19 protein-coding genes are annotated in these 19,676 nt (G+C 43.4%); all 19 read left to right on the top strand.

Annotation, left to right across the window (positions count from 1 at the left end; all coding sequences use genetic code 11):
* Positions 1–47: 47 nt before the first annotated feature.
* The 19 genes from hpf to ftsA all read left to right on the top strand — a co-directional run bounded on the left by hpf (position 48) and on the right by ftsA (position 19,665).
* The gene (gene hpf / locus ACQY3F_RS13835) at positions 48–338 is read left to right on the top strand and encodes a ribosome hibernation-promoting factor, HPF/YfiA family (protein WP_428355468.1); all 291 of its coding nucleotides are present in this window, start codon (positions 48–50) and stop codon (positions 336–338) included.
* Positions 339–418: 80 nt separating this feature from the next.
* Positions 419–1,276, top strand: coding sequence for an RNase adapter RapZ (gene rapZ, locus ACQY3F_RS13830; protein ID WP_428355466.1), 858 nt, complete (start codon positions 419–421; stop codon positions 1,274–1,276).
* Between the two features lie 52 nt (positions 1,277–1,328).
* Positions 1,329–2,678 carry a magnesium transporter gene (mgtE, locus tag ACQY3F_RS13825; protein ID WP_428355465.1) on the top strand — a complete coding sequence of 450 codons (1,350 nt, stop codon included), beginning with the start codon at positions 1,329–1,331 and terminating at the stop codon, positions 2,676–2,678.
* Between the two features lie 30 nt (positions 2,679–2,708).
* Positions 2,709–3,065: a hypothetical protein gene (locus tag ACQY3F_RS13820; RefSeq protein ID WP_428355464.1), complete on the top strand. Its 357-nt coding sequence runs from the start codon at positions 2,709–2,711 to the stop codon at positions 3,063–3,065.
* 397 nt (positions 3,066–3,462) lie between these two features.
* Entirely contained in the window at positions 3,463–3,930 is a 468-nt protein-coding gene (gene mraZ / locus ACQY3F_RS13815; RefSeq protein ID WP_428355463.1) for a division/cell wall cluster transcriptional repressor MraZ, read from the top strand.
* Positions 3,931–3,944: 14 nt separating this feature from the next.
* Entirely contained in the window at positions 3,945–4,868 is a 924-nt protein-coding gene (gene rsmH / locus ACQY3F_RS13810) for a 16S rRNA (cytosine(1402)-N(4))-methyltransferase RsmH (RefSeq protein ID WP_428355462.1), read from the top strand.
* Positions 4,869–4,872: 4 nt separating this feature from the next.
* Positions 4,873–5,136: a cell division protein FtsL gene (gene ftsL, locus ACQY3F_RS13805; RefSeq protein WP_428355461.1), complete on the top strand. Its 264-nt coding sequence runs from the start codon at positions 4,873–4,875 to the stop codon at positions 5,134–5,136.
* Positions 5,137–5,138: 2 nt separating this feature from the next.
* Positions 5,139–6,887 (top strand): peptidoglycan D,D-transpeptidase FtsI family protein, encoded by a 1,749-nt coding sequence (locus ACQY3F_RS13800; protein WP_428355460.1) that lies wholly within the window; start codon positions 5,139–5,141, stop codon positions 6,885–6,887.
* 4 nt (positions 6,888–6,891) lie between these two features.
* The gene (locus ACQY3F_RS13795) at positions 6,892–8,352 is read left to right on the top strand and encodes a UDP-N-acetylmuramoyl-L-alanyl-D-glutamate--2,6-diaminopimelate ligase (RefSeq protein WP_428355459.1); all 1,461 of its coding nucleotides are present in this window, start codon (positions 6,892–6,894) and stop codon (positions 8,350–8,352) included.
* Between the two features lie 5 nt (positions 8,353–8,357).
* Positions 8,358–9,713, top strand: coding sequence for a UDP-N-acetylmuramoyl-tripeptide--D-alanyl-D-alanine ligase (locus tag ACQY3F_RS13790; RefSeq protein ID WP_428355458.1), 1,356 nt, complete (start codon positions 8,358–8,360; stop codon positions 9,711–9,713).
* A 2-nt stretch (positions 9,714–9,715) separates the two neighbouring features.
* On the top strand, positions 9,716–10,798 hold the full coding sequence (mraY, locus tag ACQY3F_RS13785) for a phospho-N-acetylmuramoyl-pentapeptide-transferase (protein WP_428355456.1): 1,083 nt from the start codon (positions 9,716–9,718) through the stop codon (positions 10,796–10,798).
* 2 nt (positions 10,799–10,800) lie between these two features.
* Positions 10,801–12,174, top strand: a complete 1,374-nt coding sequence (murD, locus tag ACQY3F_RS13780; RefSeq protein ID WP_428355454.1) for a UDP-N-acetylmuramoyl-L-alanine--D-glutamate ligase — start codon at positions 10,801–10,803, stop codon at positions 12,172–12,174.
* The gene (ftsW, locus tag ACQY3F_RS13775; RefSeq protein WP_428355453.1) at positions 12,171–13,361 is read left to right on the top strand and encodes a putative lipid II flippase FtsW; all 1,191 of its coding nucleotides are present in this window, start codon (positions 12,171–12,173) and stop codon (positions 13,359–13,361) included. The genes murD and ftsW overlap by 4 nt, the downstream gene beginning before the upstream one ends.
* Complete coding sequence (murG, locus tag ACQY3F_RS13770) at positions 13,354–14,403, top strand: undecaprenyldiphospho-muramoylpentapeptide beta-N-acetylglucosaminyltransferase (protein ID WP_428355452.1); 1,050 nt, start codon at positions 13,354–13,356, stop codon at positions 14,401–14,403. The genes ftsW and murG overlap by 8 nt, the downstream gene beginning before the upstream one ends.
* Complete coding sequence (gene murC, locus ACQY3F_RS13765; RefSeq protein WP_428355451.1) at positions 14,400–15,836, top strand: UDP-N-acetylmuramate--L-alanine ligase; 1,437 nt, start codon at positions 14,400–14,402, stop codon at positions 15,834–15,836. The genes murG and murC overlap by 4 nt, the downstream gene beginning before the upstream one ends.
* Positions 15,833–16,729 (top strand): UDP-N-acetylmuramate dehydrogenase, encoded by an 897-nt coding sequence (gene murB / locus ACQY3F_RS13760; RefSeq protein WP_428355450.1) that lies wholly within the window; start codon positions 15,833–15,835, stop codon positions 16,727–16,729. Before murC ends, murB begins: the two co-directional genes overlap by 4 nt.
* The gene (locus ACQY3F_RS13755; RefSeq protein ID WP_428355449.1) at positions 16,726–17,658 is read left to right on the top strand and encodes a D-alanine--D-alanine ligase; all 933 of its coding nucleotides are present in this window, start codon (positions 16,726–16,728) and stop codon (positions 17,656–17,658) included. Before murB ends, ACQY3F_RS13755 begins: the two co-directional genes overlap by 4 nt.
* Positions 17,655–18,371: a cell division protein FtsQ/DivIB gene (locus tag ACQY3F_RS13750; RefSeq protein ID WP_428355447.1), complete on the top strand. Its 717-nt coding sequence runs from the start codon at positions 17,655–17,657 to the stop codon at positions 18,369–18,371. The genes ACQY3F_RS13755 and ACQY3F_RS13750 overlap by 4 nt, the downstream gene beginning before the upstream one ends.
* Positions 18,372–18,438: 67 nt before the next feature.
* On the top strand, positions 18,439–19,665 hold the full coding sequence (ftsA, locus tag ACQY3F_RS13745) for a cell division protein FtsA (protein ID WP_428355446.1): 1,227 nt from the start codon (positions 18,439–18,441) through the stop codon (positions 19,663–19,665).
* Positions 19,666–19,676: the final 11 nt, after the last annotated feature.

Below are 19,676 nucleotides of genomic sequence, written 5' to 3'. Positions count from 1 at the left end.
GTTGTATAATGACTGTCATTTTTTTAATGTAAAAAGGAGTTAAACTTATGCAAGTTAATGTAACCGGTCGTCACGTTGAAGTAACAAAAGCAATGAAGCAGCATGTAGATGATAAGATTAGCAAAATAATGCGTCACTTTGATCATGTTACTGATATTCATGTGATTTTGACGGTAGAAAAACTAGAGCAAAAAGCAGAAGCCACAGTACAGATTAGCGGCGCTAAACTGTTTGCAGATGATGTTCAGGAAGACATGTATGCAGCCATTGATAATATGGTTGACAAATTAGATCGTCAAATTATTAAACATAAAGAAAAAGTACAATCTCACCGTTAATAATTAGGAGCTAGATAACGAAGAATAGAAATTAGAATTCTTCGTTGTTTGTTCACTCAATTAGTCTATCTTCAGAAGCTATGAAACTATTGATTTTAACTGGGCTATCAGGCTCGGGTAAGAGTATTGCTTTAGATACTCTGGAAGACTGTGGTTTTTATTGTATTGATAATTTACCGATTAAATTATTGGATGATTTTGTTAGCAATGTTATGCTGCATGATCAATCAACCTACAGTAAAACAGCGATTGGTATTGATGCACGAAATCAAAGTGAAAGCTTATATGGTTTTGTCGATAAAATAACATCGATCCGGGAACAAAATATTCAGTGTGATGTTATTTTTATGCAGGCAGAAGACAGTGTCTTATTAAAACGCTATAGTGAAACCCGGCGCAGACATCCGTTAACTAATTTACACTTGTCTTTAAAAGAAGCCATTAAAATTGAAAAAGATGTTTTAAAGGCGGTTGCCAAAGATGCTGATCTGGTTATTGATACCAGTCGCACGCATTATCACCAGTTAAGGCAATTAATTCGGGATTATGTGCAGGAAGGCGAAGCGCAAAAGATATCCATACAGACACAGTCATTTGGTTTTAAGCATGGCATACCCCTGGATGCTGACTTTGTCTTTGATGCGCGTTGTTTGCCCAATCCTTACTGGAATCCGGAGTTGAGAGGCTATACTGGTAAAGATCAAGTGGTGATTGATTTTTTACAATCAGAAGCCATGGTAACAGAGTTTTTTCAAGATATTTCGTCTTTACTCGAACGCTGGATTCCCCGCTTTGAACAAGAAAATCGTAGTTATTTAACCGTTGCTATAGGCTGCACGGGTGGGCAACATCGATCCGTATTTTTAGTTGATTGTCTTGCGCGGTATTTTCAGAGCAAGGCATTTTATGTTATTGTTAGGCACCGGGAATTGCAATGACAAACCGTTTATTCACATTCTTTCGCTAGCCACAACATAATGAGACAGAGCTATGCCAGCCACTAGACTACAAGATCACTCGGATTTATATTTACAACAAATTATTAATGACCTGGATAATGGGGCGCTCTATGATGCGCGCAGTCATTTGCATAGTTTATATCCAGCTGAAATAGCGCTATTGCTTAGATCTTTGCCTATAGATTATAGATATCAGCTGTGGGGCATTATGGCGCCTGAGGCGATGGGGGGAACTCTTGCTGCGTTGCATGGAGAGGTACGAATTGGCCTGATTGAGCATACCTCGGTAAAAGATTTGATGGCAGCCGCAAGCCAGTTAGCACCTAGAGAAATGGCAGACTTGGTAGCAGATTTTTCTGCAGAAGCCAGGGAAAAAGTGCTTAAAAAAGAAAGTAGCAGCCGCCTTGAAGCGGCGTTGTCTTATGGCGGGCATAATGCAGGAGGGCTAATGAGCATGGATGCATTGCCGATACGAGGCGATGTAACAGTCGAAGAAACCCTGGTTTATTTGCGTGAGCAGAAAAAAATGCCAGCTAATATGGATAGTCTATTTGTTGTTGACCGGAATAACCATTATCTTGGGATGGTCGCTGTTTCAACAATTTTAACCAGTGATTCAGTCACGAAAATTGGCAAGCTGATGGATTCAGCAGAAGCGATTTCTTTAAATATGCCAGTGGCAGAAGTCGCAACTATCTTTGAGCAAAGAAACATCTTATCTGCTGCGGTGGTTGATGAGCAGGGAGAGGTTATAGGTAGAGTGACTATTGATGATGTACTTAATATTATTCGAGAAGAAGCCGACCATGCAGTTTTAAGATCGGCTGGCCTAGATGAAGAACATGATTTATTTTCACCTGTATTCGTCAGTGCCAAACGTAGGGCGGTCTGGTTAGGCGTTAATTTATTTACTGCCTTTCTGGCATCCTGGGTCATCGGCTTATTTGAAGCAACGATAGATCAGATAGTTGCTCTCGCGGTCCTTATGCCAATCGTTGCAAGCATGGGTGGAATTGCGGGTAGTCAGACATTAGTATTGGTTATTCGCGGTCTGGCATTGCATCAAATTAGCTCATCCAATGCTATGTCTTTCTTATTTAAGGAATTAGCAGTGGGTGCTGTGAATGGAGTTGTTTGGTCAATAGTGGTTGCAGTGATAGCAGGGGCCTGGTTCTCTAATGCACCGTTAGGTATGATGTTAGGCGGGGCTATGATTATCAATTTAAGTTGTGCTGCATTGGCAGGGGTACTTATTCCTCTGTTTTTACAGAAAAAAGGTATCGATCCTGCATTGGCAGGAGGGGTATTGCTAACGACCGTCACAGATGTGATTGGTTTTATGTCATTTTTAGGCTTGTCGACGATTTTTCTATTGGCTTAAAATATATTAACTAATTTTGAGGAAAGAACAATGAGTATAAAAAAATCACCCTTGGTCATTGCAGTGGGTACAGCTTTGTTTTCTGGTTTAGCAGCAACAAGCGTACAGGCAGAGGGTATTGAAAATAATGGCAATAATCCTTTTGCAATGACCCAGCTATCGAGTGGTTATATGCAAGTAGCAGAAGCAGACAAGGATAAAGCTGCTGAGAAGATGAAAGAAGGTAAATGTGGAGAAGGGGCGTGCGGAGCTGGGATGATGCCTAAGGCAGATCTCGAAAAGACATCGGAAGGTAAATGTGCCGGGAAAAAAGATATGCCAAAAGCAAAAAAAGCAGATATGGAAGGCAAATGTGGTGAAGGAAAGTGCGGTGATAAGATGAAATAAAAAATATTTATCCGGGTTAGGCCCGGAAATAGGAACTTCCAGAGCCCATAAAGCAATTTTTGCGTTATGGGTTTTTTATTGTCTGAGATTTATAATTTTGAGATGGCAAGGAGAGGTGAAAAACCGGGATCAATATTAGCAAAATATGATTCCCTACAAACCTAGAAATCACATTAAGAAAAATAAATAAATAATTGAAAAACATTGATGTTTTATGAGTGGCATTATTATTTATGAGCTTTTTAATTGAATTTTATCTAAGTCCTTGTCGAAAAAGGAGTTTTTTTTAAAATCATTCTTGACTAAGTGATGTTAGAAACCTATAGTCTGTCTAAAAGTGGTAAAAAGTGGTGGAAAGTAGTTTTTTTTAGAAAAAAATGGAAGGTAAAGGGAAATAATGTTTCGTGGTGTAACTGCAATTAATTTAGATGCGAAAGGACGTTTTGCAATTCCTACTCGGTTCAGAGAGGAATTGCAGGATTGTTGTGATCGTCAGTTAGTTGTGACCGTTGCTGTGAATGAAAAATGCATTGGTGAGCCAGGTTGTTTATGGTTGTATCCACTACCTGAATGGGAAAAGCTGGAACTAACCGTCAGTAAGTTACCTACACTAAATAAAATGGCGGGGAAACTACGTCGATTCCTGATTGGTAATGCAACAGAAACCGAAATGGATGCCCAGGGGCGGTTATTGCTTTCTGAGAAACTTAGAAAATTTGCCCATATGGAAAAAAAACTGATTTTGGTGGGACAGTTAAATAAATTTGAAATCTGGAACGAAGATGCCTGGAATGCTAAAGAGAATGAATGGCTCGAAGGTGACGATAACGAAGGGCTGGAAGAGCTAGAAAGTTTGTCATTTTAATAAGAGAATAAATCATGCACTTACCGGTATTATTTAATGAAGCAATGCATGAGTTATCGATAAAACCAAACGGGATTTATATAGATTGCACCTTTGGGCGTGGCGGACATAGTAGCGGCATACTTCAGCAGTTAGGTTCAGATGGGAGGTTATTGGCTTTAGATAGGGATCTAGATGCAATACAGTCGGAAGTTGCGCAGAAATTAGCGCAAGACTCGCGTTTTGAGTTAGAGCATTGCTGTTTTTCGCAGTTACAACAAGTAATAGAAAACCGTGGCTGGCAAGGCAAAGTGGATGGCATTCTTATGGATTTTGGCGTTTCATCGCCGCAGCTAGATAATGCACAGCGTGGCTTTAGCTTTATGCAGGATGGGCCGCTGGATATGCGTATGGATACGAGTACCGGTCTTTCGGCAGCAGAATGGCTGAGTAGTGTATCTGAAAAAGAGTTAGTGCAGGTATTGTTTGACTATGGTGAAGAGCGGTTTGCGCGACGAATTGCACATGCAGTGGTGTCTCAAAGAGTAGAAAGCCCACTCGAAACAACCCGACAATTTGTTGATTTGCTGGTTGAAGCCATACCGTTTAAAGAAAAACACAAGCATCCGGCGACGCGTAGTTTTCAGGCAGTCAGGATAGCAATTAACCGGGAGTTAGAAGAAATTAGCGTGGTACTAAATCAGGCGGTCGAAGTCTTAGCCAGTGAAGGATTGCTAGTGGTGATTTCATTTCATTCTTTGGAAGACAGGATTGTTAAGCGGTTTATTAGGGATGAGTCCAGAGGCAAGTATACGCAGAGCAAATTGCCGCTGCAGCCTGAAGCGCTGGCAGCGATACGCTTAAATAAACGGGGTAAAGCGATTAAAGCAGGTAAGCAGGAATTGGCAGAAAATTCTAGGTCGCGTAGTGCAGTGATGCGTGTAGCACAACGTAAATAGTGACATGCAGCGAATTACGATTGTCATTTTACTCTTGGTATTAGTAGGCTCTGGCTTAGCTGTTATTTTTAGTAAGCATAACTCGCGACTGGTATTTATAGCGATACAAAAAACCGAACAAGAGTTAGATAACTTGCAGGTCCGTTGGGAGCGACTCACTATAGAGGAGCGGATGTTGGCTGAGCATAATCGTGTAGAAAAGATAGCGAGAAAGAAAATGGGCTTAATAGAGCTGGATCGAAAAGCCATTGTTTATATTCGGCTTTGAAAATGTTGTTAGCTAAAAAAACCAGTAAGCAGGCAGATGACTTTTCGGGTAGAAGAAAGCTGGTCATTATTCTGATGCTCGCTGCTATGTTAATGCTGGTTGTGAAAGCAGTGCAATTACAAGTGCTAGATACTCAGTTTTTGCAGAAACAGGCACGTAGCCGCCACGTAGGAACGGTGAAAATTGCCGCTTATAGAGGGCAAATTAAAGATCGCAACGGTGAAGGTCTTGCCGTTAGCGCGCCGGTAGGTTCAGTCTGGGTTAATCCACAGTATTGCAGGGTGAAAACGGGCAAAAAGGCAAAACAGGCCTGTGCAGAATTAAATAATGTATCCAAGTTGAAGCAGCTGGCTAAATTATTGGGCATATCGACGGCTAAGGTTACCAGGTCATTTGATGCCTCGTCTAATAAACAGTTTGTGTATTTGAAAAGACGCATTGAACCAGGGTTGGCGGAACAAGTTAAAGCGCTGGGTTTACCTGGGGTAGCCGTTATTAAGGAATTTAAGCGCTTTTATCCTGCTGGTGAAGTAACGGCGCATTTGCTGGGCTTTACTAATATAGACGATAAGGGACAGGAAGGACTGGAGTTGATGCATAACTCAACTCTGGAAGGTGTTCCGGGTAGTAAACGGGTGATTCGTGATGGCGCTAGAAGAGTCATTGAAGAACACGATGTAGAAAGTATTAAAGAGTCAGAGGCGGGGCAGGACTTACATTTAAGCATAGATGAGCGGTTGCAGTATTTGGCTTATAGGGAATTAAAAACAGCTGTCATCAGGCATAAGGCAGAAGCCGGTGCACTGGTGATTTTAGAAGCTGAAACCGGGAATGTGCTGGCAGTTGTTAATCAACCTTCTTTTAATCCAAATTCGCGTAAAGGTATGAAAATATCGCATTACCGTAATCGGGCCATAACCGATGTATTTGAGCCAGGGTCTACCATGAAGCCGCTAGTTGTTGCTGCTGCTTTAGATGGGGGTTATGTAAAAGAAGATCAGTTGTTTACCACGAAGAACTTAAGAATAAGAGGTAAATGGGTTAAAGACGGGCATGATTACGGCACCTTAAACCTGACGAATGTATTAAAAAAATCCAGCAATGTAGCCGCGAGTAAAATTGCCTTATCCATGCCGCCCGAATATTTCTGGCGTTTTTATAACTCACTAGGTTTTGGTATGTCGCCTGGCGTTGGATTTCCGGGTGAGGCGAGTGGAAGTTTACCCGAATATTTTGGCTGGAGTGAATTTGAACAGGCAACACTGTCATTTGGTTACCGAATTTCCATGTCGGTATTGCAGTTGGCTCGATCTTATACAGCGCTAGCTGATGATGGGCAGCTACATTCGGTCAGCTTATTGAAGCGTGAGCAGGATGATTATGCGCAGCAGGTTATATCTGCTGCAACTGCAATAAAGGTTAGAACCATGCTAGAGCAAGTGGTTAAAAAAGATGGAACAGCCTATCAGGCAAGAGTGGATGGATATCGAGTAGCAGGTAAAACGGGAACTGTGAAAAAGGTGAAGAACGGCGCGTACAGTAATGATTACGTGTCTGTTTTTGTAGGTATGGCACCTGCAAGTGATCCTAAATTAATTATAGCAGTGATGGTGGATTCGCCTCATGCAGGACAATATTACGGTGGCTTGGTGGCCGCGCCCATTTTCTCTAAAGTGATGGGTGGAGCATTAAGATTATTAGGAGTTGCACCAGATGAAGAGCAAAGTATGTCAGTATTATTAAGCAAATAAGCTTATGAAATTAGCAGATTTATTAACAGGCTTAGGCAGCATCCAGCATGATGTTGAAATCAGCCATATTGCTTTAGACAGCCGTGAGATTACTCAGGGCGGTGTGTTTTTTGCTGTGGCGGGAAGTAAACAGCATGGTTTGTTATATGCCGAAAAAGTGCAGCAGCAAGGTGCCGCCGCCATTGTTTATGATCCAGCAAATGAAGGTAAGGAACTGGCTAGGGATATAGCCGGACTGCCGCTGATTGCAATTGAAAATTTAACCGAGAAACTGGGTAGCATCGCGACACATTTTTACGCTGATCCAGCGCAATATTTGAATGTTATTGGCATTACAGGAACTAATGGTAAAACATCCTGTAGTCAGTTTTTAGCTCAGGCGATGAATGATTGTGGGGTCATTGGTACGTTAGGATGGGGGCGATACCCTGATTTTCATAGTACCAGTAACACTACGCCTGATGCGTTTGCGCTACAAAAAATATTAGAGTGTTTTGTCAGTGATGGATTAAAACATGTCGCTATGGAAGTTTCATCGCATGGCCTGGAGCAGGGCCGAGTTAATGCGATGACATTTAATGGCGCTATATTTAATAATCTGAGTCGTGATCATCTGGATTATCACGGCAGTATGGAAGCCTATTTGCAGAGTAAACTACGTTTGCTTAAATGGCCAGGACTGAAGTTTGCAGTGGTTAATCTGGACGATGCCTATGCGCAGCGTGTCATCACTACAATTGCACATGAAGTCAGGATTTTAACTTATAGCCTACAGGATAAAGTGCATAGCATTGATTCAAGTATAACCGCTAGAAATATTAACTACACACATGCAGGGTTTGAGTGTGATGTCTATTGGCGGGGTCAACAGGCAAGATTAACAACGACTTTGTTAGGTGATTTTAATTTACAAAATATTTTGGCAGTACTCGCAGTTTTATTAGAGTCGGGCAAGAATTTGACAGAATGTTTAGTGGCGATACAGGTGATTAAACCGGTAATAGGCCGTATGGAATGTTTTACCGGGGGAGTTGGGAAACCTATGGTAGTGGTTGATTATGCACATACCCCAGATGCACTTAAAAAAGCTTTAAGCACATTAAGGCGACATTGTACGGCTCAGCTAAGCGTTGTTTTTGGTTGCGGTGGTGACCGTGATCAGGGCAAGCGTAAAGAAATGGGCTTGATTGCCGAGCAGTTAGCAGATCGCATAATAGTGACAGATGATAACCCGCGCCTAGAAGATAGCTCCGCTATTATTAAGCAGATTATCGGCGGGCTTAAAATGCATAAGCTAACGGTAATCAGTAATAGAAAAGCAGCCATAGCAAAAAGCATTGCGTTAAGTTCGCAGCAGGATATTGTTTTGGTAGCAGGTAAAGGGCACGAAAAGTATCAGGAAATCAAAGGCGTCAAATATCCCTTTAGTGATCGTGAAATCGTACAGGAGTTACTAGCCGCATGATAGACATGAGTCTGAATGAAATCAATGCTACCTTGCAGGGACAGTTATTGGGCGCTGATGTTTTAGTTTCCGGTGTCAGCATAGATACCCGGACGCTATCCAGTGGGGACTTATATATAGCGATTAGCGGCGCACAGTTCGATGGGCATGATTTTATTGCTCAGGCTGAAAAAAACGCAGCTATTGCATTAATCGTAGAAAAAAAAGTAGTCTCAGATTTACCTCAAATCATAGTAGATGATACCCGTTTTGCCTTGGCGGAACTTGCCGGTGCGCTTAGAGATAAATTACAGCTCAAAGTCTGTGCTATTACCGGAAGTAACGGCAAGACGACGGTAAAAGAGATGGTTGCCGCAATTCTGGCAGTTAACTATCAGGTGCTGTTTACCCTGGGCAATTTAAATAACGATTTTGGTGTGCCACTGACTTTATTACGCCTGAACAAGCAACACCAGTTTGCCGTAATCGAAATGGGTGCCAACCATAGTGGTGAAATAGCCTATACCAGTCATTATGCCAGGCCTGATGTGGCAGTCATTAATAATGTCGGTCCTGCACATATTGAAGGCTTTGGCAGTATAGCCGGGGTGGCTGAAGCAAAAGCAGAAATCATTCAATCCTTATCAGCTGAAGGGACTGCAATACTCAATGCAGATGACCGTTTTTTTGAGCACTGGTGTGCGATAGCAGGTCAACGCAAAGTCATATCATTTGGCTTTTCTGTTACTGCGGAAGTACGTGCAGAAAAAATTGTGACAGAGTTACAAGATCAACAATTTAAGACTAGGTTTGAATTAGTTCATGCTGGTCATAAAATACCCGTTGAGCTGGCCCTGGCGGGTGAACATAATGTAAAAAATGCCTTGGCGGCGAGTGCGGCATGTATAGCACTGGGGATAAAGCTGGAGCAGATTCAAGCTGGGTTAGCCTGCGTTGAAGCAGTCAACGGGCGCTTACAGTTACTTGCAACAGAGACAGGAATCAGGCTTATTAATGATACCTATAATGCCAACCCAGCTTCATTAGTAGCTGCCCTGGAAGTATTAAAACAATGCCCAGGAGAGTCTTGGCTAGCTTTAGGTGCTTTTGGCGAATTAGGAGCAGAGAGTGCACAGATACATAGTGAGATGGGAAGACAGATTAAACAGGCAGGTGTGCAACGCATATTTGCAACAGGTGTGATGGCGGAAAACAGCGTAAAGGCATTTGGTGTTGGAGCTGATTATTTTGCCACACAAGAAGAATTGATTGAGGCATTAAAAAAGCAAATAACACCTAAGCAGATACTATTAGTAAAAGGTTCCAGAGCCCAGAAAATGGAAGTTGTGGTTAATGCAATATTAGGCATAACGGGAAGGTAAGCATGTTACTGTATTTTTTTGATTATTTAATGCAATTTGAATCTGGATTTAGAGTATTCCAGTACCTGACTTTACGCGCAATTTTAAGCGCATTAACGGCCCTGTTAATTTCCTTTTTAATTGGGCCCTGGATGATCAGGAGCTTAAGCAATAAAAATATTGGTCAAAGTGTGCGTGATGATGGCCCAGAAAGCCATTATGAAAAAGCCGGCACTCCCACCATGGGAGGAACGTTGATTCTAGTAGGCATTGCTACCAGTACCTTGCTGTGGGGGGATTTGGAAAATAGCTATATCTGGGTGGCATTATTAGTCACCATGACTTTTGGCATTATCGGTTTTATTGATGATTATAAAAAAGTCAAACTGGGCAATAGTGATGGCTTATCGGCTCGTGCAAAATATTTTTGGCAATCGGTGATTGCACTGACGGCTGCCATTTATCTGTTTAAAACAGCGCAAGTACCTGCAGAAACGCAGTTTATCGTGCCCTTTTTTAAAGAGGTGATGATTGATATGGGCTGGACTTATGTGGTCTTGACCTATTTTGTGATTGTTGGAACGAGTAATGCGGTGAACTTAACCGATGGACTGGATGGCCTGGCAATTTTACCCACGGTGATGGTTGCAGGTGCATTCGCAATTTTTGCCTATTTGACAGGGCATGTCATGTTCGCGGATTACCTGGCGATTCCTTATATACCCAAAGCGGGTGAGCTGATTGTATTTTGTGCCGCTTTAGTGGGTGCAGGCTTAGGCTTTTTGTGGTTTAACGCTTATCCGGCCATGGTGTTTATGGGGGATGTTGGTGCGCTGGCATTGGGTGCTGCCTTAGGCGTGGTCGCTGTGCTAGTGCGTCAGGAAATTGTGCTGGTGATCATGGGCGGGGTGTTTGTGATGGAAACCGTTTCTGTGATTATGCAGGTTGCTTCATTTAAGTTAACGGGTAAGCGCATTTTTCGCATGGCACCGATTCATCATCACTTTGAGTTAAAAGGCTGGCCCGAGCCGCGCGTCATAGTGAGATTCTGGATTATAACTTTTATTCTGGTATTAGTTGGTTTAGCAACATTGAAGTTGAGATAACTATGAAAGATGAAGATATATTAAACAAGCTAGATAGGCTGTTTTCATTAAATAGGCAAAGCTCCAAAGTTATCGTAGTGGGCTTAGGCTTAACAGGGATATCCGTTGCCAGGTTTTTACATCGCCTCGATATACAATTTGCCATTGTTGATAGTCGACAAATGCCGCCATTCAATGATGCATTGTTGGAAGAAATGCCTGATGTAGCAGTCTTTATAGGCGGGTTTGACGCAAATGTTTTTGATGTAGCAACGCATATTATTGTTAGCCCAGGGGTTGCTATGGAAGAGCCTATCATTCAGCAAACAATAGCTAGAGGAGTCCGTTCTTTAAGTGATATAGACCTATTTGCCTGTGCGGTGAATGAGCCTGTCGTTGCGATTACTGGGTCGAATGGCAAAAGCACTGTGACGACGTTGCTAGGGGATATGGCAAGAGCGTCAGGCAAGCGAGTCGCTATAGGTGGCAATCTTGGTGTTCCGGCACTGGAATTAATCAGTGATAACGTAGAAATCTATATCCTTGAATTATCCAGTTTTCAACTAGAGCGTACCACTCAATTAAATGCTGTAGCGGCAACCGTGCTGAATATTTCAGCGGACCATCTGGATCGCTACGCAACGATGGACGCCTATATAGCCGAAAAGCAAAAGGTCTATGCCGGCAATGGTGTGATGCTAATAAATCTAGACTGTCCATATGCCGCTGCAATGGAGCAGGAAAATAGGGAAGTTATAAGCTTTGGTCTTAAGGCTAATGCGGATTATAGCGTTATTGAGACAGCAGAGGGTCGTAGTCTGGCATTTCACGGACGGTCAATATTAGCCGTTGATGAATTATTGATTTCTGGCATCCATAATCAGATAAATGCCTTGGCTGCGTTGGCACTTGGCAGTGTTATTGACTTGTCGGAAGCTGCTATGTGTGAAGCATTATGCAGCTTTAAAGGCCTGAATCACCGCATGCAGTTTGTCGCTGAGATAAACCAGGTGAACTGGGTTAATGACTCCAAAGCAACCAATGTAGGAGCCTGTGCTGCAGCACTACTCGGTTTGAAAGACTCTAGCGTGGTGTTAATTGCAGGCGGGGATGCGAAGGCTGCAGATATGAGCGACCTGGTTCCGGTTCTTAAAGCCAAAGTTAAAGCCTTACTATTGATTGGAAAAGACGGAAAATTGATTGCGCAGGCAGTGAACAAGTGCATCCCGGTAATCGATGTAGGTACCTTAAAAAAAGCAGTTAACAAAGCGCGGACTATTGCACAGGCAGGTGATACCGTATTGTTATCACCAGCCTGTGCGAGTCTGGATCAATTTGCTAATTACAAGCAAAGAGGTGAACAGTTTGTGGCTGAAGTAAGGGCGCTGGAACAATGAATATTAAACAGCAATTGGCAAAGTTAGCGGGTGTTGATATCTATTTTGATAAGGCACTGGTTTTTGCTGGCGTTGCGCTCATTGTTATTGGTTACCTGATGGTCTCTTCTGCTTCTTTGCATTTGGGTGCAAAGTTGACCGGGAATGTACTGCATTATCCCATTCGACAATTAATTCATATTGCTCTGGGGCTGATAGCAGGATTCGTTGTCTGTCTGGTTCCAATGGCAATGTGGGAAAAAGCTGGGCCCTCTTTATTTGTCATCGGTTTGTTTTTTTTGCTGATTATTTTGATACCAGGCGTGGGTATTAAAGTGAATGGCAGTATGCGTTGGTTATCAGTGGTGGGGGTAAGAATACAAGTCTCCGAGCTGGTTAAGTTCATTGTGGTTGTTTATATGGCAAGCTTTGTGACTCGGCATCATGATTTTGTTAAAGAATCAGCCTATGGTTTGTTCAAGCCTTTGCTACTCCTGTCGAGTGCATGTGGTTTATTGTTGTTAGAGCCTGATATGGGCTCAGCCGTGGTTATTCTGACCATTGCCATGGGGGTTTTATTTCTTAGTGGTGCCCGTTTACAACAGTTTATTATATTGATAGTCGCCGTCATAGGTGTCGGTGTCCTGGCAGTTGTATATTCGGATTACCGCTCAGCAAGAGTCACTAGTTTTTTACATCCCTGGGACGATCCTTTTGGTAAAAGTTTTCAATTAGTGCAGGCGCTAATTTCATTTGGGCGTGGAGAGTGGACCGGCGTTGGTTTAGGCAGTGGCGTGCAAAAACTGTTCTATCTCCCGGAGGCACATACTGACTTTTTATTTTCTGTGATTGCAGAAGAGCTGGGTTTAATAGGTGTACTCACGGTGATTGCTTTATTTGCAGTGATTGTCTGGCGTGCGTTTGCCATTGGCTTAATGGCAGAACAGTTAGATAAAAAATTCTGTGCATTTATTGCCTATGGCCTGGGAATCTGGTTTGCATTTCAGTCCTTTGTCAATATGGGCGTGAATATGGGTGCATTACCGACTAAGGGATTGACCTTACCTTTTATGAGTTATGGTGGCGGCAGTATGATTGTGATGTGTGCTGCCATGGCAATGCTGTATAGAGTTAACAGTGAAATCATTGCACTTAAAAATCAAGGTGCTGATCCACTGTCTGAACCAGAGGTGCGTGTTTATGAGTAAGCGTATCGTGATCATGGCAGGTGGTACAGGAGGGCATGTTTATCCTGCGCTGGCTGTTGCGCATTATTTAATAGAACAAAATTGGCAAGTAAGCTGGATAGGTACACATAAGGGAATGGAAAGCCGGGTCATTGCGCAAAACAATATTGCCATAGACTGGTTAAGTGTTAATGGGCTACGGGGCAAAGGTGTATTGGCACTGATTAAAATGCCGTGGATGTTAATAAAAGCCTGTCTAGAAGCGAGAACTATCTTGCGACAAAGAAAGCCTGATGTAGTGCTGGGAATGGGTGGCTTTGTTGCTGGCCCAGGTGGATTGATGGCGAAATTAATGGGTATTCCGTTGGTGATTCATGAACAAAACAGCGTGCCTGGTACGACTAATCGTTTACTGGCTAAGCTGGCTAATAAAACACTACAAGCATTCCCAGATAGTTTTCCAGCGGGAAAAAAGACTATTGTTACCGGCAATCCATTACGTAAAGCATTTATGCAAAACGTTGATAAAGCAAGGCATCAAACATCAACAACGCATGTATTAGTGATGGGAGGTAGCCTAGGTGCCCAACGTTTGAATGAAGTCGTTCCCGAGGCACTGGCTTTAGTGGAAAACGTAGAAGTTAGGCATCAGACCGGGGCAGTCATGTCAGAGCAGGTGACTCAGGCATACGCAGATAAGGCGATAACTGCAATAGTCACGCCTTTTATCGATGATGTGGTAGCAGCTTATGCCTGGGCAGATTTAGTGATATGCAGAGCTGGAGCAATGACGGTAAGTGAAGTCGCTGCCATGGGAGTGCCTAGTATTCTGGTGCCGTATCCCTATGCAATTGATGACCATCAGACAGTTAATGCACAATATCTGGTTGCAGTTGGAGCTGGCATTATGATTACTCAGCCGCAGTTAACGGCAGAGTCCTTGGCTAGACAAATTAAACAACTCACACCCAGGCTAGCAGAAATGAGTATCGCGGCAAGAAAGAGTGCCAAATTAGACGCAACTGACAGGGTTGCTGAGCAGTGCATGTTGGAGGCGGCATGAAAGATACGATCAATCAGATAATTCAACAGCGCTTAACAAATATGCAGAAAATTCACTTCGTGGGTGTCGGTGGTACAGGCATGAGTGGAATAGCTGAAGTTATGTCGAATCTAGGTTGTCAGGTATCAGGTTCAGATATCAAAGAAAGCCCTGTGACCGAGCGCTTAAGAAAGGCTGGCGTTAATGTTTTTATAGGGCATGAGCAGCAAAATGTAGCAGATGTAGATGTACTGGTTACTTCAACAGCGGTAAACAAGTCCAATGTTGAAGTTCAATATGCTTATAAAAATCGTATTCCGGTGATTCCACGTGCAGAAATGCTCGCTGAGCTAATGCGCTTTCGCTTTGGGATTGCAGTTGCAGGAACTCATGGTAAGACAACAACAACCAGCCTAGTGGCAAGCATTTTGGCAGAAGGGGGTATGGATCCAACTTTTGTGATTGGTGGCCGGCTGAATAGTGCGGGCACGAATGCGCAGTTGGGCCAGGGACAATATCTAGTCGCAGAAGCGGATGAGAGTGATGCATCATTTTTACATCTGCAGCCTATCATTGCGGTGGTCACCAATATTGATCAAGACCATATGGAAACCTATGAAGGTAGTTTTAGTCGCCTGAAAGATACGTTTATTGAATTTTTATATCATGTACCTTTTTATGGTTTAGCGGTGCTCTGTATAGATGATCCGGGTATCCGCGAAATTTATCCGCAGTTATCCAAACCAATAAGAACGTATGGCACAGATATAGGAGCAGATATCCGCGCCATTAATATTAAGCAACAGGGCATGCATACCCATTTTACCGTGACTCGCTGGGATGGACATCAAGACCTTAATGTTACGCTGAATATGCCCGGTTGGCACAATATGCTTAATGCCTTAGCTGCGATTACCATAGCGACAGAATTACAGGTAGAAGATGCCGCAATCATAAAAAGTATGGCCGAGTTCAAAGGTGTAGGGCGGCGCTTTCAAGTAAATGGTGAAATAGCTTTGCAACAAGGTACTTTAACCTTTGTGGATGACTATGGGCATCACCCCAACGAAGTAGCGGCGACACTTGAAGCATTGCAACAGGCGTGGCCTGAGAAACGCTCTGTGGTCGTCTTTCAGCCGCACCGTTATTCCAGAACACGCGACTTGTTTGAAGATTTTGTCAATGTATTATCGACCGTCGATGTGCTGATTTTACTGGATGTCTATCCTGCTGGAGAAGAGTTAATCCAGGGGGCTGATGGACGCGCTTTAAGCAGCGCCATTCGGGCACGCGCTCAGGTGAATCCTGTGTTTGTGGAAAACAGTGATGATTTGGCTGAGATTTTAGTCGGCATTATTCAGCCTGATGATGTATTACTGACCATGGGTGCCGGAAATGTAGGGCATATTGCAACCCAGCTACCGCAGCAATTAGCTGAATTGATAGAAAAATGAACGCCATTAACCCTAATTTGCGAGGCCAACTTTTAGTCCGTGAAAAACTGGCTAAATACACCAGTTGGCGCGTGGGCGGTGAGGCAGAGCGTATGTATATACCAGCGGATAAACAGGACTTACAGTACTTTATTGCTAGCTTACCGGTAGATGAGCAGGTTTTCTGGTTAGGATTGGGTAGTAACTTATTAATCAGGGATGGGGGCTTGCGTGGCACGGTGATTAATTTACGTGGCAAGGTTAAGAAGATGGAGCTGCTTGATGATACACGTGTTTATGTAGAGTCTGGAATTCCCTGTGCGCATGTGGCGAAATATTGTGCCGAGCGGGGTTTGACAGGAGCCGAATTTTTAGCCGGAATCCCAGGGACTATGGGGGGCGCTTTAAAAATGAATGCGGGTGCATTCGGCAGTGATACCTGGAGTCTGGTTGAAAGTGTGGAAACGATGCAAGTCGGCGGCGAATTGCTGGAACGCAAGGCTGATAGTTTTGACGTCGCTTATCGCTCAGTCAAAGGAGTAGATAATGCCTGTTTTTTATCCGCTATTTTAAAGCTAAGTACGGGTATGCAACTAAACAGCCAGGAAAAAATTAAACAGTTATTGGCGCAACGCGCTGCAACACAACCTACAAATCAACCTACTTGTGGCTCGGTATTCAAGAACCCACAGGATGATTATTCGGCGCGGCTAATTGAGGCAAGTGGTTTAAAAGGGTACCGCATAGGTGGTGCAGAAGTGTCGACAAAACATGCAAATTTTATTGTCAATACGGGTACTGCAAGCGCTCTGGATATAGAACAATTGATTGAGTATGTGCAAGCTGAAGTAGCTAAACAACAGGGAGTTGAGTTACAAACCGAAGTTTGCATCATTGGGAACAAGCGGACATGAAGGCTAGAAGCATAAAACAAGCTGCAGATTTTGGCCGCGTTGCTGTATTGATGGGGGGTACTGCTGCCGAGCGGGAAATTTCTCTGAATAGTGGCAATGCGGTGTACCAGGCTTTGTTGCGTAATAAAGTAAATGTTACCGCTGTCGATGTGCAAACGACGGTTTTGGATGCTTTGCATGAGACTGCATTTGACCGTGTGATAAATATCATTCACGGGCGGGGCGGTGAAGACGGCGTATTGCAAGCGGTGCTAGAGACTTTAGGGTTACCCTATAGCGGGAGTGGCGTATTAGCTTCTGCATTAAGCATGGATAAATTGCGTACAAAATTATGCTGGGAGGGAGCGGGTTTAACCAGTCCGAAATGGGTGTTAATACGCAGTGAGCTGGATATTCAGCGCTGTATAACTGAATTGGGCTTCCCGGTTATTGTCAAACCCGCGCTGGAAGGTTCAAGCCTAGGTATGAGCAAGGCCGGGACTGAGGAACAATTGATTCAGGCATGGCATGAAGCTGCGCAGTACCAGTGTGATGTGTATGCAGAAGCTTGGGTGACGGGTAAAGAATACACCATCGGCATACTGAATGGTGAGGCACTGCCGGTTATCAGACTAGAGACCCCGCATGTGTTTTATGATTACGATGCCAAGTATCGGGCTGATACTACGCAGTATCATTGTCCAGCCGGGTTAGCCGCGGACGTAGAGAATGAATTAGCCGAATTAGCTTTACAGGCATGCAGGATTATAGGGGTGACTGGCTGGGGACGGGTTGATGTGTTTATTGATACGCAGGGAGAGACGCAACTAATAGAGGTAAATACAGTGCCGGGGATGACAGATCATAGTCTAGTACCTATGGCAGCGAAACAGGCAGGATTGGATTTTGATGAATTAGCCTGGCGTATTCTGGAAACCAGCTTTAAATGATCACTAAACAACGGCAGTTAAAGTTAGCTGTGTTAGTGGTTGTTTTACTGGGCATCATCTGGAGTTGGCCACTCATGCAACAGGCGCTAGCTAAAGTGGCGCCGATACGTTATGTGCAGGTTGAAGGGGCTTTTCAATATATTGATAAGCAGAATATTCAAATGAAAATTAATCCGCTAATTCAGACAGGATATTTTTCAGTAGATTTACAGGCGATACAGCAATCAGTTATGAGTTTGCCCTGGACAGAAAATGTACAGGTACAGCGCATCTGGCCGGATCGGCTTAAGCTTAGGATTTTTGAGCAAAAGCCGGTTATACGCTGGCAAGCACATAGTTTGTTGAACGAAAGGGGAGAAGTCTTTAGGCCTTTGAATATAGATAGATTTCAAACGCTCCCGGTGTTATTTGCGCCAAATGGACAAAGGCAGGAATTGCTAGAGGTAATGCAAGGTTTAAGCGTTAGCCTAATGGATCAAGGATTATATCTTACAGAATTTAGAGTGAACGACCGGCAATCCTGGTTATTAAGTATGGAAAATGGTTTGCAAATACAACTAGGTAGATTGCAGCCTCTGGAAAAATTTAGCCAGTTAATGCAGGCTCTTGTGGTATCAGGAGGTGAGTTGGTGAATAAAATGCGGTATGTCGATATGCGTTACCCAAATGGATACGCCGTGCGTTGGCGAGAAAATGAACAAATAAATTGGTAAATATTACCCGGAATGCAACTAAACAAAGTATTTAGTTAATTCTTATAAAGCTTTAAAGGCAAATGTAATGGCAAAACAAACAGAACGTAATGTAATTGTAGGACTGGATATAGGTACATCTAAAGTTGCGGCTATCGTTGGCGAGGTCAATGAGAATGGCGAAGTTGAGGTGATCGGTATAGGTTCTACGCCTTCGCGGGGCTTAAAAAAAGGCGTGGTAATTAACCTGGAATCAACGGTAAATTCAATTCAGCGTGCTGTTGAAGAAGCTGAATTAATGGCGGGCTGTGAGATTACTTCCGTCTATGCCGGGATAGCGGGTAGCCATATTAAAAGTTTAAACTCGCATGGCATAGTCGCGATTAGAGACAAGGAAGTATCCCAATACGATATAGACCGGGTGATCGATTCTGCGCGCGCAGTTGCCATTCCAGCAGATCAAAAGATTATCCATATTTTGCCGCAAGAATTCATTATTGATTTACAAGCCGGTATAAAAGAGCCGATCGGCATGTCAGGTATACGTCTGGAAGCCAAAGTTCATATGGTAACTGGCAGTGTCAGTGCAGCACAAAATATTATCAAATGTATACGCCGATGTGATTTAGAGGTCGATGATATCGTACTAGAACAATTGGCATCATGTTCATCGGTACTGACTGAAGATGAAAAGGAACTAGGTGTGTGTTTGATTGATATTGGTGGCGGCACGACCGATATCGCCATATTTTCGCAAGGCGCAATTAAGCATACTGCGGTTATTCCTATTGCAGGAGACCAGGTGACTAACGATGTGGCTGTTGCGTTACGTACACCGACACAGAATGCAGAGCAGATAAAACGTGAGCATGCCTGTGCATTAACTCAGTTAGCTGATGTTAATGAAATGATTGAAGTGGCAAGTATAGGTGATCGACCTTCACGTAATATATCCAAGCAAAATTTGGCAGAAATCATCGAGCCACGTTACGAGGAATTGATGCTGCTAGTGCAAGCAGAGTTACGTCGTAGTGGTTATGAGGGATTGATAACTGCTGGGATAGTATTAACGGGAGGAAGTTCGAAGGTGATAGGTTTAGTGGATCTGGCAGAGGAGATTTTTCATATGCCAGTACGCTTAGGAATACCGCAGCATGTCATAGGGTTGACCGATGTAGTGCAAAACCCGATACATGCTACGGGCGTAGGGTTGTTGTTATATGGAAGGGATCATTTGGCGAGTGGTGATCATTTGGTAGAAACGGGAGAAGGGCTTTTCGCAAGAATGAAAGCCTGGTTTCAAAATAATTTTTAATAATAAGCATG

It is taken from the genome of Methyloprofundus sp., from assembly GCF_965251085.1.
In the GTDB taxonomy this organism is placed as follows: Bacteria; Pseudomonadota; Gammaproteobacteria; order Methylococcales; family Methylomonadaceae; genus Methyloprofundus.
Note: the sequence above shows the minus strand (reverse complement) of the source record. Positions and strands in the feature narration are given on the sequence as shown.

What these genes read in the sequence shown, in the direction of transcription:
- hpf (WP_428355468.1), top strand. Translation starts at nt 48, where the DNA reads ATGCAAGTTAATGTAACCGGTCGTCACGTTGAAGTAACAAAAGCAATG.
- rapZ (WP_428355466.1), top strand. Translation starts at nt 419, where the DNA reads ATGAAACTATTGATTTTAACTGGGCTATCAGGCTCGGGTAAGAGTATT.
- mgtE (WP_428355465.1), top strand. Translation starts at nt 1,329, where the DNA reads ATGCCAGCCACTAGACTACAAGATCACTCGGATTTATATTTACAACAA.
- ACQY3F_RS13820 (WP_428355464.1), top strand. Translation starts at nt 2,709, where the DNA reads ATGAGTATAAAAAAATCACCCTTGGTCATTGCAGTGGGTACAGCTTTG.
- mraZ (WP_428355463.1), top strand. Translation starts at nt 3,463, where the DNA reads ATGTTTCGTGGTGTAACTGCAATTAATTTAGATGCGAAAGGACGTTTT.
- rsmH (WP_428355462.1), top strand. Translation starts at nt 3,945, where the DNA reads ATGCACTTACCGGTATTATTTAATGAAGCAATGCATGAGTTATCGATA.
- ftsL (WP_428355461.1), top strand. Translation starts at nt 4,873, where the DNA reads ATGCAGCGAATTACGATTGTCATTTTACTCTTGGTATTAGTAGGCTCT.
- ACQY3F_RS13800 (WP_428355460.1), top strand. Translation starts at nt 5,139, where the DNA reads ATGTTGTTAGCTAAAAAAACCAGTAAGCAGGCAGATGACTTTTCGGGT.
- ACQY3F_RS13795 (WP_428355459.1), top strand. Translation starts at nt 6,892, where the DNA reads ATGAAATTAGCAGATTTATTAACAGGCTTAGGCAGCATCCAGCATGAT.
- ACQY3F_RS13790 (WP_428355458.1), top strand. Translation starts at nt 8,358, where the DNA reads ATGAGTCTGAATGAAATCAATGCTACCTTGCAGGGACAGTTATTGGGC.
- mraY (WP_428355456.1), top strand. Translation starts at nt 9,716, where the DNA reads ATGTTACTGTATTTTTTTGATTATTTAATGCAATTTGAATCTGGATTT.
- murD (WP_428355454.1), top strand. Translation starts at nt 10,801, where the DNA reads ATGAAAGATGAAGATATATTAAACAAGCTAGATAGGCTGTTTTCATTA.
- ftsW (WP_428355453.1), top strand. Translation starts at nt 12,171, where the DNA reads ATGAATATTAAACAGCAATTGGCAAAGTTAGCGGGTGTTGATATCTAT.
- murG (WP_428355452.1), top strand. Translation starts at nt 13,354, where the DNA reads ATGAGTAAGCGTATCGTGATCATGGCAGGTGGTACAGGAGGGCATGTT.
- murC (WP_428355451.1), top strand. Translation starts at nt 14,400, where the DNA reads ATGAAAGATACGATCAATCAGATAATTCAACAGCGCTTAACAAATATG.
- murB (WP_428355450.1), top strand. Translation starts at nt 15,833, where the DNA reads ATGAACGCCATTAACCCTAATTTGCGAGGCCAACTTTTAGTCCGTGAA.
- ACQY3F_RS13755 (WP_428355449.1), top strand. Translation starts at nt 16,726, where the DNA reads ATGAAGGCTAGAAGCATAAAACAAGCTGCAGATTTTGGCCGCGTTGCT.
- ACQY3F_RS13750 (WP_428355447.1), top strand. Translation starts at nt 17,655, where the DNA reads ATGATCACTAAACAACGGCAGTTAAAGTTAGCTGTGTTAGTGGTTGTT.
- ftsA (WP_428355446.1), top strand. Translation starts at nt 18,439, where the DNA reads ATGGCAAAACAAACAGAACGTAATGTAATTGTAGGACTGGATATAGGT.